Origin of the sequence: Collinsella sp. TM09-10AT, assembly GCF_003436275.1 — a bacterium.
Taxonomy (GTDB): domain Bacteria; phylum Actinomycetota; class Coriobacteriia; order Coriobacteriales; family Coriobacteriaceae; genus Collinsella.
Map to the genome: position 1 here is coordinate 1 of NZ_QSOP01000008.1, position 13,259 is coordinate 13,259.

A 13,259-nucleotide genomic window follows, 5' to 3' on the forward strand; every position below is an offset into this window, starting at 1 on the left:
TTTCCCGGTTCGACGAACAGCCGATCGTGTCAAATTTGGTCTAACAGAGCCTTATTTTTTGGGCCTCGAAGGGTGGATTTCGCGCTTTTGGTAAAGAAATGAGTGCGTGTTTTGCCGTGCGCCGACATTGGCACAGAAAAAGGGCCCGGAAGGCGAAGCCTTCCGGGCCCTTTGCAATGCAAGCATGCTTGCAAGTGCGATTTAGCGCACCTGAGCGACGTAAGCGACGTTGGTCGAGGAGACCTTGTCCTCGAGCTGAACACTCATGCGGGGATCGCCGGCGGTAGCGACGGTCAGATCGCCGGCCTCGACGTAGCCGAGCTCCTTAGCGGTCTCGATCGCCTTGACGATCGTGCCGTTGACGGTGCCCTGGGTAATCTCGGCCTGGTGCGGGATAACGCCCCAGTACATGATCATCTGCTGGACGGCCCACTCGTGGCGGGAGAACGCGCAGATCGGCATGTTGGGACGGAAGTGCGAGATCAGGCGTGCGGTACGACCGGTGGTCGTCGGCACGGTGATGCACTTGGCGCCAACGGTGGTGGCCATGTTCACAGCGGACATACCCACAACGTTGTTGACGACGCGGGTGCCGTGAGCGTCGGCCGGAACCTCGAGCGGAGCGTGGGCCGGGAGGTACTTCTCGGTCTCGAGAGCAATGCTGGCCTGCATCTTAACGGCCTCGACCGGGTACTTACCGGCAGCGGACTCGCCAGAGAGCATAACGGCGTCGGTGCCGTCGTAGATGGCGTTAGCAACGTCGGCAACCTCGGCGCGCGTCGGGCGCGGGTTCTGCTGCATGGAGTCGAGCATCTGCGTAGCGGTGATAACGGGCTTGTAGGCCGCGTTGCACTTGGCGATGATCTCCTTCTGGATGTGCGGAACGAGCTCGGGCTTGATCTCGATACCCAGGTCGCCACGGGCGACCATGATGCCGTCGGAAGCCTCGAGGATCTCGTCGAAGTTCTCGACGCCCAGGGCGCACTCGATCTTCGGGAAGATCGTCACGTGCTCGCCACCGTTCTCGCGGCAAAGCTTGCGGATGCCGCGGACGGACTCGCCGTCACGGATGAAGGAAGCGGCGATGTAGTCGATGTTCTCGGTCAGGCCAAAGAGGATGTCCTGACGATCGCGCTCGGTGATGGCGGGCAGCGAGATGTTGACGTTGGGCATGTTGACGCCCTTGCGCTCGCCGATCAGGCCGTCGTTCTTAACGACGCAGGTCATGTCCTGGCCGCTGACGGACTCGACCTCGAGGGCAACCAGGCCGTCATCGATCAGGATGAGGGAGCCCTTCTCGACCTCGGAAGGCAGAGCCAGGTAGTCGAGGGAGATGTGCTCAGCGGTGCCGTGGAAATCCTCGGACGTGGGCTGAGCGGTGACGACGATCTTATCGCCGGTCTTGACGGCAACCTTCTTGCCGTCGACCAGAAGGCCGGTGCGGACCTCGGGGCCCTTGGTGTCGAGCAGGATGCCGACAGGCAGACCGAGCTCCTTGGAAATACGGCGGACGCGCTCGATGCGACCGTGGTGCTCGTCGTAGGATCCGTGCGAGAAGTTAAAACGGGCGACGTTCATGCCCGCCTTGATCATCTCGCGGATGGTCTCGTCGCTATCGCAGGCGGGACCCATGGTGCATACAATCTTGGTGCGCTTGTACATTCAGACCTCCATCTGACATCGTCTTGCGCTGATAGATAAACCATAAGAAATAAAACCGAAATGATTATAACGAAATGCCGACCGAATACCCCAAAAAATCGACCGTATGCCGAAATGGAAGTTCATTTTTTGCGAGAAAAACGGTATATGAAAAATCTTTACCAACCGCTCTAACCGCTGCTATCTGGGCGATATTTCAGTTTGACGATGTGCCGAAGAAAAAACGTTTTATCAATCTTGAGCATCACACCGTCTGCACCGTTGCGTCTGTGCCGTGTTTCCAGATGGAATGTTTTGGCTAGACGCGTCGCTTTGGGGTACCATAGCTCCACTATCAACTGCCGCTCAGCACGGCAGCCTTGATGAGCCCTTGCCCTTCTCCTGGGAATTATGATCGGGCATCAATCTGCTGAGTGGCCCGAATCCCAGGAGGGGACTCTATATGCAAAAGGAATACCTGTCCGCCGCGGCGGAGGTGCTCAGCGACCAAGGTGTCGATGAGAACCTCGGCCTGAGCAACGACGAGGCGTCTTCGCGCCTCGCCAAGACAGGCCCTAACAAGCTCGAGGAAGCCGAGAAGACACCGCTGTGGAAGCGTTTCTTTGAGCAGATGGCCGACCCCATGGTCATCATGCTGATCGTTGCCGCCGTCATCAGTGCGCTCACGGGCATGGTCAAGGGCGAGCCCGACTTTGCCGATGTTGCCATCATCATGTTCGTCGTTATCGTCAACTCGGTGCTGGGCGTGGTCCAGGAAGCCAAGAGCGAGGAGGCCCTCGAGGCCCTGCAGGAGATGAGTGCGGCGCAGTCCAAGGTGCTACGCGACGGCAAGCTCGTGCACCTGCCGAGCGCCGAGCTCGTGCCCGGCGACGTGATCATGCTCGAGGCGGGCGACTCCGTCCCGGCCGACTGCCGCGTGCTCGAGAGCGCCACGATGAAGATCGAAGAGGCCGCGCTCACCGGCGAGTCCGTGCCCGTCGAGAAGCATGCCAACGTGATCGAGCTCGCCGCCGGCACCGACGACGTGCCGCTCGGCGACCGTAAGAACATGTGCTATATGGGCTCCACCGTCGTGTACGGCCGTGGTCGCGCCGTCGTGGTCGGCACCGGCATGAACACCGAGATGGGTAAGATCGCCGGCGCCCTGGCCGAGGCCAAGGAGGAGCTCACGCCGTTGCAGGTGAAGCTCGCCGAGCTCAGCCGCATCCTTACCATTATGGTGATCGTCATCTGCGTCGTCATCTTTGGCGTTGACATCCTCCGCCACGGCGTGGGCAATGTCCTCACCGACCCGACTGCCCTGCTCGACACCTTTATGGTTGCCGTCTCGCTCGCCGTCGCCGCCATCCCCGAGGGCCTTGTTGCCGTCGTGACCATCGTCCTTTCGCTTGGCGTGACCAAGATGGCCAAGCGCCAGGCGATTATCCGCAAGCTCTCTGCTGTCGAGACCCTTGGCTGCACACAGACCATCTGCTCCGACAAGACCGGCACCCTTACCCAGAATAAGATGACCGTCGTCAAGCACGAGCTCGCTGCGCCCAAGGAGAAGTTCCTGGCAGGTATGGCGCTGTGCTCCGATGCTCAGTGGGACGAGGAGCTGGGCGAGGCCGTGGGCGAGCCGACTGAGTGCGCGCTCGTCAACGATGCCGGCAAAGCTGGTCTCACTGGCCTGACTGCCGAGCATCCGCGCGTGGGCGAGGCCCCGTTTGACTCGGGCCGTAAGATGATGTCCGTGGTCGTCGAGACCCTGGACGGCGAGTATGAGCAGTACACCAAGGGCGCGCCCGACGTGGTGATCGGCCTGTGCACCCACATCTACGAGGGCGATAAGGTCGTCCCGCTGACCGAGGAGCGTCGTTCCGAGCTCGTGGCCGCCAACAAGGCCATGGCCGACGAGGCCCTGCGCGTGCTGGCGCTGGCAAGCCGCACTTACACCGAGGTCCCGAGCGACTGCAGTCCCGCTGCGCTCGAGCACGACCTGGTCTTCTGCGGCCTGTCCGGCATGATCGACCCTGTCCGTCCCGAGGTGGCCGACGCCATCCGCGAGGCCCACGATGCCGGTATTCGCACTGTCATGATTACGGGCGACCACATTGACACCGCCGTGGCCATCGCCAAGCAGCTGGGCATCGTCGCCGATCGCAGCCAGGCCATTACCGGTGCCGACCTCGACCGCATGAGCGACGAGGAGCTCGACGCGCACATCGAGGACTACGGCGTGTACGCCCGCGTCCAGCCCGAGCATAAGACCCGCATCGTCGAGGCTTGGAAGTCGCGCGACCAGATTGTGGCCATGACGGGCGACGGCGTCAACGACGCCCCGTCCATTAAGCGCGCCGACATCGGCGTTGGCATGGGCATCACCGGCACTGATGTCACCAAGAACGTCGCCGACATGGTGCTCGCCGACGACAACTTCGCCACCATCATCGGCGCCTGCGAAGAGGGCCGTCGCATCTACGACAACATCCGCAAGGTCATCCAGTTCCTGCTCTCGGCCAACCTTGCCGAGGTGTTCTCGGTGTTTATCGCCACGCTCATCGGCTTTACCATCTTCCAGCCGGTGCAGCTGCTGTGGGTGAACCTGGTTACCGACTGCTTCCCCGCGCTTGCGCTGGGCATGGAGGATGCCGAGGGCGACATCATGAAGCGCAAGCCGCGCAACGCCAAGGACGGTGTCTTTGCCGGACATATGGGTCTGGACTGCGTGGTCCAGGGCCTAATCATCACCGCGCTGGTGCTGGCGAGCTTCTTTGTGGGCGTGTACTTTGACATGGGCTACATCCACATCGCCGATATGATCGCCGGCAATGCCGACGAGGAAGGCGTGATGATGGCGTTCATCACGCTCAACATGGTCGAGATCTTCCACTGCTTTAACATGCGCAGCCGTCGCACGTCGCTGTTTAAGATGAAGAAGCAGAACAAGTGGCTGTGGGCTTCCGCCGCGCTGGCACTGGTGCTGACGGTGATCGTGACCGTGCAGCCGACGCTTGCCGAGATGTTCTTTGGCCCCGTGACGCTTGAGCTCAAGGGCGTTGTCGCTGCCCTGGGCCTGGCCTTCCTGATCATCCCGCTGATGGAGATCTACAAGGCGATCATGCGCGCGGTCGAGAAGGAGTAAGTTAACCTGTCCGGGCCCGCCCCTGCGTGTTTTCTTCTTCGCTGGTCCTCGCGCTTCGCGCTGCGGGATCGCTCAGAAGAAAACACTCCCAGGGTGGGCCCTACGGTATCCTTACTGGCTTTTCTCCCGCGCGGATGAAAAAGGGCTGAGGGAAAGAAGGTGAGCGGCCGAGCAATTGCTCGGCCGCTCGTTTTGAATAAAGGATGTGCCCTTTGGAAACCCCTCTCGGCGGGCGGGCCCTGCGGTGACGTTGCTGACTTTTCTCCCGTGTGGATGATAAAGGCTGAGGGAAAGTGTGTGAGTCGGTCGAGCATTTGCTCGACCGACTCTTTTTTGTGGGAAAATACCTGCTCAGTTGTGATTTTTGGTGCTGGGAGGCGTTTGTGGCTAAGGCTAAGGCTAAGGCGAAGAAAAAGACGACGGGGGCGCGGGCTAAGCGTGATCGTCGTCGGAAGCTCGCGACCGAACCCCCTGCATCTGCTGAGGAGTTGCTGGCGAGTGTACCGGGGCTTGACGCGCTGCAGGATGTTCCGGCGTTTGATGACCTGCCGGTCGATGAAGCTCAGCAGGCTGCCTTTGATGATTTCTGCGCACATGCCGAGGAGCCCGAGCAGATGCAGCTTGGCGCCGTGGTGCGCCTGGACCGCGGGTTTCCGCTGGTGGCGACTGCCGATGACACGTTTCGTGCCGAGCATGCCGTGGGGTTTGCCAAGTCGCGCGGCGAGGATGAGGTCCTGCTGCCTGCCGTGGGCGACCGTGTGGCGGTGCGCCGCGCTCCCGGGCACGATATGGGCGTGATTGAGTGCGTGCTGCCGCGCCGTACGAGTTTTGAGCGCTGGCGCGGACGCGCTCGCGGTGAGCGTCAGGTGCTCTGCTCCAACGTGGATAGCGTGCTGATCGTGCAGGCGCTCGGTGCCGGCGAGGTGCTGCTCGACCGCGTGGCGCGCTCGCTGGTGTTGGCGCTCGACTGCGATGCCGAACCGGTGGTGGTACTCACCAAAGCTGACCGCTGCGATGCCGGGGAGCTCGAGCGCGATCTAGACCGCGTGCGCCGCCTGGTGGGTCCGGACGTGCGCGTGATCGTGACGTCCTCTGCCGAGGGCCGCGGCCTGGACGAGGTCCGTGCCTGCGTGCCTGCCGGGAGCTGCGCCATGATTCTGGGCGAGTCGGGTGCCGGCAAGTCGACGCTGCTCAATGCGCTGCTGGGCCACGATACGTTGGCGACCGGCGGTGTGCGCGAACGCGACGACCAGGGCCGTCACACTACCGTCGCGCGCGTGATGGTAGCGCTGCCGGGCGACGCCGGCGTGATCGCCGATGCCCCGGGCCTGCGCAGCTTACCGCTCGTGGGTCACGAGCGGGGTCTGGCGCGCGCCTTCCCCGAGATTGTCGAGGCATCGCGCGCGTGCCGGTTTGGCGATTGCACGCATACCCATGAGCCGGGTTGCGCCGTTCGCGAGGCCGAGGACGCCGGGCAGATCGACAGTCTGCGTTTGGAAACGTTCCAAAACCTGGCGTCATCCATGCGCGTGAGTGCTCAAATGCTCGATCCCGATGTCCATCTGTAATTGATTTTTCCTATGACTGCCGTCTCCCAACTGTTCGGGAGACGGCTTTTTTGCTGCGGAAAAGCCTCGAAACATGCAGTTTGCTGACGTGCTGACCAAAACCTTGCCACGAGCTTGACGGGCTGGTCAGCTTTTGGTCAGCGATTGGTTTGACATCGAAAACCAAGATTGCGATTGCGCCGCTTTGCACTCTGACCGCCCAGACAATGGTGGTACGGGCATTCGCCCGGCACTGCCATGAGAGGAGCGGCCGTGAACAAGAGCAAGCGCATCGCCATCAGTCTGGTCGCGGGCGTGCTCGCTGCTCTGCTCTGCATGGTTTACGGCTCATCGATCCGCTCACAAGCCGAACAGGTCCAGGCTGAGACCTTGGCCAAGTACGGTGGCGATCGCGTCGAGGTATGCGTCGCGGCGCGCGATATCGATGTGGGCGAGACCCTCGATGAGACCAATGTCATAACCCAGGAGTGGCTGACGAGTCTGCTGCCGCGTGACGCGGCGACCGAGCTGCGCCAGGTGCGCGGCGACGTGACGACTTCGCGTATTCCCAAAAACGCCGTGATCTGCAATGTCTACACCAAGGTCGAGAGCCGCAAGCTCGAGGTGCCTAAGGGCAAGGTCGCCGTTTCGGTGGCGGTCGATGCCGAGCACTCGGTCGGCGGTGCCACGGGCGTGGGCAGCTACGTGGACGTGTACGTGCAAAAGGACGGCGTGACCGATCGGCTGTGCGGCGCGCACGTGATCGATACCAGTGAGGATTCCGGTGCCACGCGCGAGGGCAAGATCGAATGGGTGACGCTGGCGGCTGACCCCGAAGACGTCAAGGAACTGCTGGGAGCCTCGGGCAAGGGAACGGTCAGCTTGACGATTCCCGCCACGGCGCGCGGCAAAAAGAGCGGAGGCGACGAGTGATGAAGGCGATCTGGCTTGCGTGCTGCGCGTGCGGCGATTACGGGCTGTTGCAGCGGGAAGTCGAGGGCCGTGATGCGGGTGCACAGGTGCTTCGCGTGGGTGACCTGGACGGGCTGGTTTCCATGGCGCGGGCGTTTCCGTCGCGCCGCGGGGCTGCCATCATCGCGGCGTCTCTGTTTGATACCGAAGATGTGCGCAAGACTGTTGCGCGCCTGACGGCCGAAGGCCGCGTGAGTCGCGTGGTCGTGTTGATAGAAGCGCTCGATCCGTCGGATATCGAGGGGCTGTTTCGCGCGGGGGCGACCGAGGTCATCGCTGCACACAGTATATGCGGCAACGGGCGCGCGGGCGAGGGAGCGGTTGATTCCGATCGGCGCATGACGATTGAGCCCGATGCTTTTGTTGATAGGGAACCCGGGGCGCCTCGCGCTACAAGAGGCCCGCGTGTTGATGATTATGGAAAAGCGGAAGCCGAGCATGGTCGGCGCCCCCGGAACCCCCTTGTATACGATGACGCTGGAGGGCCGGCGCAGCATGCTGGCGACTCCCCGGCAGTAGATATGGGATACGTGCACGGCGTGAATCTGGCGGATGAACTCGACGAAGTTGAGGGCCTTGCCGGGTGCGGCGAGTTGTCGCTGATGCAGCATGAGCAGATTGCGCAGAACGAGCCTGCCTCGCAGACCGAACAAGCAGCCATGCCGGCTTGGACGCAGCACGTGGTTGCGGCGGGGGAGACGGGGGCGCTGCCACCGACGCCCGCCCCGCCGCCTCCGATGCCGCCGGCAGACGCTACCGCTCCGCCGCATCGAGCTCCAGTCATCTGCGCTATTTCGGGTTCGGGCGGTTGCGGCAAGTCGACGATCGTTGCCACCATGGCACACACATCGTCGCTGTTGGGCTTGCGTGCCGCCGTGCTCGACCTGGACCTGATGTTTGGAAACCTTTACGACTTGTTAGGCGTCGATGCTCCGCGCGATATGGCGGCACTTATCGAGCCGTCGGCGGCGGGCATGCTCACCGAGCCGGATATCGTAGCCGCTTCGATGCGCGTGGCGCCGGGCGTTACGCTCTGGGGTCCCGTCGCGGCGCCCGAGCAAGCCGAGCTCATGGCACGTCCGGTGGAGCTACTGCTTGATGTTCTGCGTCGCGAATCCGACGTGGTCTTTATCGATACCTCGGTCTTTTGGGGCGACGCCGTGGCGGCTGCGGTGGCGGCGAGCGACCGTTGCCTGGTCGTTGGCGATGCGGCGGTGTCGTCCGCGGCATCGGCATCGCGCGTCATTGAACTGGCAGGTCGAGTAGGTGTGCCGCGCACGCGCATGAGCGCCGTGTTCAACCGGTTCGGTGCGCGCGGGGCAGACGAGGACGTCGCCATGCGCTTTGAGATTGCCTGTGCGTTAAGCTCCAAGATTCGTATCGCCGATGGCGGGCAGGATCTCGCCGCGCTCATGGCGTTTGGGCGCGCTGACGAGGCAGTGGGGCAGACCAGCGCTTTTGCGACTAGCGTGCGCGAGGCCACGCGCGAGATGCTCGTGGAACTGGGGTGCGCCGTCGGCCCTTGGAGCGATATGGTCGCCGACCGTGCAACGCGCACCGAACGCCCGCGTATCCGCCTTCCCTGGTCGCGCGAGGGTGATCAGCGATGAGCCTGCAAACGAGGATTAAGGCTGCCGGCGCTGCGGCGGCGGCAGCGCCTGTAGATGCGGGGCGTCGCCGCGCCGTGAAACGACGCACCAAGCGCGCCGTGATGGACCGCATGGGTTACGACGAAGTGGCGCGTATCAGCGCCTATATCGACCCGGCACTTGCCCGCTCGGAATTGCGTCCTGCGGTGGAGGCGGCGCTCAATGTTGAGGAGCCGACCGATCTCGCGACGCCCGAGCGCGAGACCATCATCGACGAGATTTTGGATGACGTGGTGGGCCTGGGGCCGTTGCAGCCGCTCATCGAGGACGACACCGTTACCGAGATCATGATCAACGGCTGCCGCTCGGCTTTCTTTGAACGCGGCGGCGTCTTGTACCCCATCGAGCATGCGTTTGAGGATGATGAGCAGATCCGTGTGCTTATCGACCGCATCATCTCGCCACTTGGCCGCCGTATCGACGAGCGCAGCCCCATCGTCAACGCCCGCCTCAAAACGGGTTATCGCGTCAACGCGGTGATTCCGCCTGTGGCGATTGACGGACCGATTCTCACCATCCGAAAGTTCTCGGACCGTATCTGCTCGCTGGACGAGCTCGTGGGGTTGGGGTCGCTGCCGCTTTGGTATGCGCAGCTGCTGTCGTGCGCGGTGTCGCTGCGACAGGACCTGGCGGTTGCGGGAGGCACGGGATCTGGTAAGACCACCCTGCTCAACGCGTTGTCATGTGAGATTTCCACCGGCGAGCGCATCGTGACGATCGAGGACTCTGCCGAGCTCAAGTTTGCGCATCATCCGCACGTGGTGCGCCTAGAGGCGCGCGAGGCTTCAATTGAGGGTGAGGGCGCGGTGACGATCCGCGACCTGGTGACTAATGCCCTGCGCATGCGCCCCGACCGCATCGTGGTGGGCGAGGTGCGCGGTGCCGAGTGCTGCGACATGTTGCAGGCCATGAACACGGGCCACGACGGGTCGCTCACCACGCTTCATGCGGGTTCAGAACAGGAGACCGTGGTGCGTCTGACGTTGCTTGCACGTTATGGCATCGATCTGCCGAGCGAGCTCATCGAGGAGCAGATTGCCATGGCACTCGACGGTATCGTGATGTCCGAGCGCCACGCCGATGGCAGGCGCTTCGTCTCCTCGTATTCGGGGGTGCGACGTGCCGCATCGGGCGGCGTAGAGCTCGAGCGCTATGTGACGTTCGATGCCGCCGAGCGCACCTGGACGCTTGACCGCGAGCCGCCGTTTATCGCAGAAGGCCTGCGGTCGGGGACGCTCACACAAGAGGAGGTGGACGAATGGAGATCACTGTGTCCCTCGTCGTAGGGGGCTTGGCAGGGCTTTCTGTCGCGACGGCGTGCGGGGCGGAACCTCGTGTGCCGCAGGTACCGCCGGCGGAGCTGGCACGTCAGGCGCTCGAGACGGTGGCAGAGAAGCTGCCGCGTGAGCTGGTGGAAAACGATCTGCTGAAAAAGATCGCCCGTTCGTGGGCATCGCTGGCTCCGGCGCATCGCCTTGGCCTCGTGATCGAAGATGCTTCGGGACGTTTGGCGTTTCTGCTGCTATCGAGCGGTGTCTGCTGCGTTTTACTAACGATGGTGTCGTTATCGCCCCTCGGATTTGCCTTGGGACTTGTTGCTCCGTTTGCCGTTGGTGCCGCTCGGGATGGCTTTGAGAGCCGGCGCGAGCAACACGATGCAGAAGAGGCAATGCCCGAGGCGTTTACCGCACTTTCCATGTCGCTTGCCTCGGGACATTCGCTGGCCCAGGGCATGCGCTTTGTGGGCGCTCATGCGCAAGAGCCAGTGCATACCGAGTTTTTGCGGGTGGCGGCGGCGATCGATTGCGGCATCTCGGCGACCGACGCGCTCGATGACTTGCTCGTGCGTATCGACGCCCCCGGTCTTTCGCTTGTGACCTTGGCGCTTAAGGTGTCTCAGCGCACCGGCGCTCCGCTTGCCGACTTACTGTCCGAGGCGTCGAGCATGGTGGGGGAGCGCATTGAGCTCAAGCGCCGCCTGGATGTTAAGACGTCGCAGGCTCGCATGTCTGCGCATATGGTCGCGGCGATGCCGGCGGGCATGTGCGCGGTGTTGGCGCTGCTTTCGGCAGATTTTCGTCGCGGTCTTGCGACGCCTGCCGGCGCGGGCGCTGTGGTGCTGGGTCTTGCCCTCAACGCCGTTGCCCTGGTGGTTATCCGGCGCATTATGCGGGTGGAGCTATGAGCGCCCCGGTTGCAATTGCGGCTTGCCTGTGCGCCCTGAGTGTATTTGTCGCGACGGGTTTGGATCGGGCGGATGCACGCAAGATCGCAGGGGCCTGCAAGCGCGAGGCGGTGCTGGTCGCTGCCGCGGGTCGCTCGGTGGTCGATGCTCTGACCGCGCGAGTGAAGGGCGCGGTTGGAGCGGGCGGCCCGGCGCGAGTGTCGCTCGGCGAAGTGTCCGAGATGATCGATGTTGTGCGCTTGGGTCTTTCGGCCGGTCTTTCGTTTGATGCGGCGCTTGAGATTTTCTGCGCCAACCGCCGGTCAGTGCTGGCTCTTCGCCTTGAGCGCGCCTGCATGGCGTGGCAGGTGGGCGTGGGCACGCGTGAGGACGAGTTGTTGGCCGCCGCGCGCGACCTGGACGTGCGAGCGCTCGAGACCTTTGCCATCACGGTGGGGCAGGCGCTCGCCCTGGGTTCCCCACTTGCCGAGACACTGGCCGCTCAAAGTCGCGAGATCCGTGCGGCTCATCGCGCCGCGGTCGAGCGCGAGATCGAGCGTGCGCCCGTCAAGCTGCTGATTCCCACCGGCACGCTCATCTTGCCGGCGTTGCTTCTGTCCATATTGGGCCCGCTGCTGGGAGCAGGCGGGATGACGTAGGGAGGAATACATGAACACGATGACTGACGCTGCTGGCAAGGTCCAGGGCTGGGCGTTTTGCCGGGCGGCACATGTTCGTCAGCGCGCCAAGGAACTATTGCAGGAGGAGAGTGCACAGGGTACCACCGAGTATGCCATCTTGGTCGGCGTGCTCGTGGTGATCGCGATTATCGCCATCGTCGCATTTAAGGGCAAGGTCCAAGATCTATGGAACGCTATCAGCGAGGGCATCAACAGCCTGTAGAGGGCGAGCGCCCCATCGGGGTGCTGCTGGTGTTTGCTTGCCTGACCGTGGCGATAGCGACGGTGCTTTGGGGGCTTAACGCCGCGCGGCAGCAGCGTCCTGGGACCGCCTCCGATTTGGGCTCAGATTCGGCGGCGGCGTCTCAAAAAGATGAGATGCGAGATGCGGACGATTCGGATGTCGCTGTCACGGCGCAAAACTTTCTGCGGACGCTCGACAAGCGGTCTGGCACTGCGACGGATTCGCCTGAGGGCAACGCGATTGCGGTCCGACTTGCATGGTCCGAGGACCGACCGATGACCGAAGCGGCGGCGGATATGCTGCGTGCCTATCGCGAGGTACCCACGGCGCAACTTGCTCTGAGCGGCTATCTCGACATCAAGGGAAACGTGTGGGGCGCCATCGTGCGCGACGGACGCGGCTGGGTCGATATGGTGACAATTGCCGCGGATGCTGGCGATGCTTCGTGTCGTCTGCGCGCCGTGCGCCTGAGCCCGCAGGCAACGGACTCAAAGGAGGGATCGTGAAATGCATGATGTCCTGCGTGAGGAATCTGCCCAGGCGACGGTCGAATACGCCATCGTCACGGTGGCGCTGTTATCGATCGTGCTGGCGATCGCGGGGCTTTGGCGTGCCGGCACCGATGGGCGCTTGGCGGCGCTGGTTGAGCGGGCGGCATCCCATGGCGTTGCCTCGACGTCGGTTATCGACGCCGCTGCGGCCGCTAAGGACATCGCGTTGTATTGATGCCGCGCGCGAGGACCGGGCGCAGTCTACGGTCGAGGCCGCTTTTTTGCTGCCGACGTTTCTGACACTCATCCTTCTCGCGCTGCAACCGGTGTGCCTGCTCTATACGCGCGCGGTCATGGAGTCTGCCGCCGCCGAGACCGCGCGGCTCATGACCACGACGACGGCGGAGGACGACGATCTTAAGGAGTTCGCCCGCCGCCGACTTGCCGCAGTGCCCAACGTTTCGATCTTTCATGCCGGCGGGCCGTTGTCGTGGGATATCGAGCTTGGCCGGGCCGGTGCGGGTGGCGTCTCGTCCGTGTCCGTTTCCGGCGAGGTCAAGCCGTTGCCTGTGATCGGTGCGCTTGCGCAGGCTATGGGTGGTACCGCCGAGGGCGGCTACGTTGAGCTCAAGGTCGATGTCTCGTATCAATCGCGTCCCGAATGGCTGGAGGGAGATTATGATTCGTGGATTGCTGCATGGGATTAAGCGTTTCTGGTCTAGACGC

At 63.1% G+C, this 13,259-nt stretch carries 13 protein-coding genes; 12 read left to right on the forward strand and 1 reads right to left on the reverse strand.

All coding sequences use genetic code 11. The annotated features are described in order from the left end of the window. Positions 1-201: 201 nt before the first annotated feature. A complete protein-coding gene (gene pyk, locus DXD77_RS04615; protein WP_117637393.1) occupies positions 202-1,662 on the reverse strand; it encodes a pyruvate kinase in 1,461 nt (486 codons plus the stop codon). 74 nt (positions 1,663-1,736) lie between these two features. On the opposite strand from pyk, the gene DXD77_RS10370 reads away from it, so the two are divergent. The 12 genes from DXD77_RS10370 (at position 1,737) to DXD77_RS04670 (ending at position 13,240) form a co-directional block, all read left to right on the forward strand. Next, positions 1,737-1,964, forward strand: a complete 228-nt coding sequence (locus DXD77_RS10370) for a hypothetical protein (RefSeq protein WP_158549087.1) — start codon at positions 1,737-1,739, stop codon at positions 1,962-1,964. 140 nt (positions 1,965-2,104) lie between these two features. Further along, complete coding sequence (locus DXD77_RS04620; RefSeq protein WP_117647924.1) at positions 2,105-4,786, forward strand: cation-translocating P-type ATPase; 2,682 nt, start codon at positions 2,105-2,107, stop codon at positions 4,784-4,786. Between the two features lie 383 nt (positions 4,787-5,169). After that, positions 5,170-6,354 carry a ribosome small subunit-dependent GTPase A gene (rsgA, locus tag DXD77_RS04625; protein ID WP_233502294.1) on the forward strand — a complete coding sequence of 395 codons (1,185 nt, stop codon included), beginning with the start codon at positions 5,170-5,172 and terminating at the stop codon, positions 6,352-6,354. A gap of 252 nt (positions 6,355-6,606) precedes the next feature. Then, on the forward strand, positions 6,607-7,266 hold the full coding sequence (cpaB, locus tag DXD77_RS04630) for a Flp pilus assembly protein CpaB (RefSeq protein WP_233502824.1): 660 nt from the start codon (positions 6,607-6,609) through the stop codon (positions 7,264-7,266). Beyond that, positions 7,266-8,915, forward strand: a complete 1,650-nt coding sequence (locus DXD77_RS04635; protein WP_117645951.1) for a P-loop NTPase — start codon at positions 7,266-7,268, stop codon at positions 8,913-8,915. The genes cpaB and DXD77_RS04635 overlap by 1 nt, the downstream gene beginning before the upstream one ends. After that, positions 8,912-10,240, forward strand: a complete 1,329-nt coding sequence (locus DXD77_RS04640) for a CpaF family protein (protein ID WP_006235095.1) — start codon at positions 8,912-8,914, stop codon at positions 10,238-10,240. Before DXD77_RS04635 ends, DXD77_RS04640 begins: the two co-directional genes overlap by 4 nt. Further along, positions 10,213-11,139: a type II secretion system F family protein gene (locus DXD77_RS04645; RefSeq protein WP_117645947.1), complete on the forward strand. Its 927-nt coding sequence runs from the start codon at positions 10,213-10,215 to the stop codon at positions 11,137-11,139. The genes DXD77_RS04640 and DXD77_RS04645 overlap by 28 nt, the downstream gene beginning before the upstream one ends. Further along, entirely contained in the window at positions 11,136-11,777 is a 642-nt protein-coding gene (locus tag DXD77_RS04650) for a type II secretion system F family protein (protein WP_117645945.1), read from the forward strand. The genes DXD77_RS04645 and DXD77_RS04650 overlap by 4 nt, the downstream gene beginning before the upstream one ends. Positions 11,778-11,787: 10 nt before the next feature. Next, positions 11,788-12,021, forward strand: a complete 234-nt coding sequence (locus DXD77_RS04655; RefSeq protein ID WP_089572694.1) for a hypothetical protein — start codon at positions 11,788-11,790, stop codon at positions 12,019-12,021. After that, complete coding sequence (locus tag DXD77_RS04660; protein ID WP_147325415.1) at positions 11,985-12,548, forward strand: hypothetical protein; 564 nt, start codon at positions 11,985-11,987, stop codon at positions 12,546-12,548. The genes DXD77_RS04655 and DXD77_RS04660 overlap by 37 nt, the downstream gene beginning before the upstream one ends. Position 12,549: 1 nt before the next feature. Then, positions 12,550-12,768, forward strand: coding sequence for a hypothetical protein (locus tag DXD77_RS04665; RefSeq protein WP_117563704.1), 219 nt, complete (start codon positions 12,550-12,552; stop codon positions 12,766-12,768). Further along, positions 12,704-13,240, forward strand: coding sequence for a TadE/TadG family type IV pilus assembly protein (locus DXD77_RS04670; protein ID WP_117645941.1), 537 nt, complete (start codon positions 12,704-12,706; stop codon positions 13,238-13,240). The genes DXD77_RS04665 and DXD77_RS04670 overlap by 65 nt, the downstream gene beginning before the upstream one ends. Positions 13,241-13,259 lie beyond the last annotated feature (19 nt).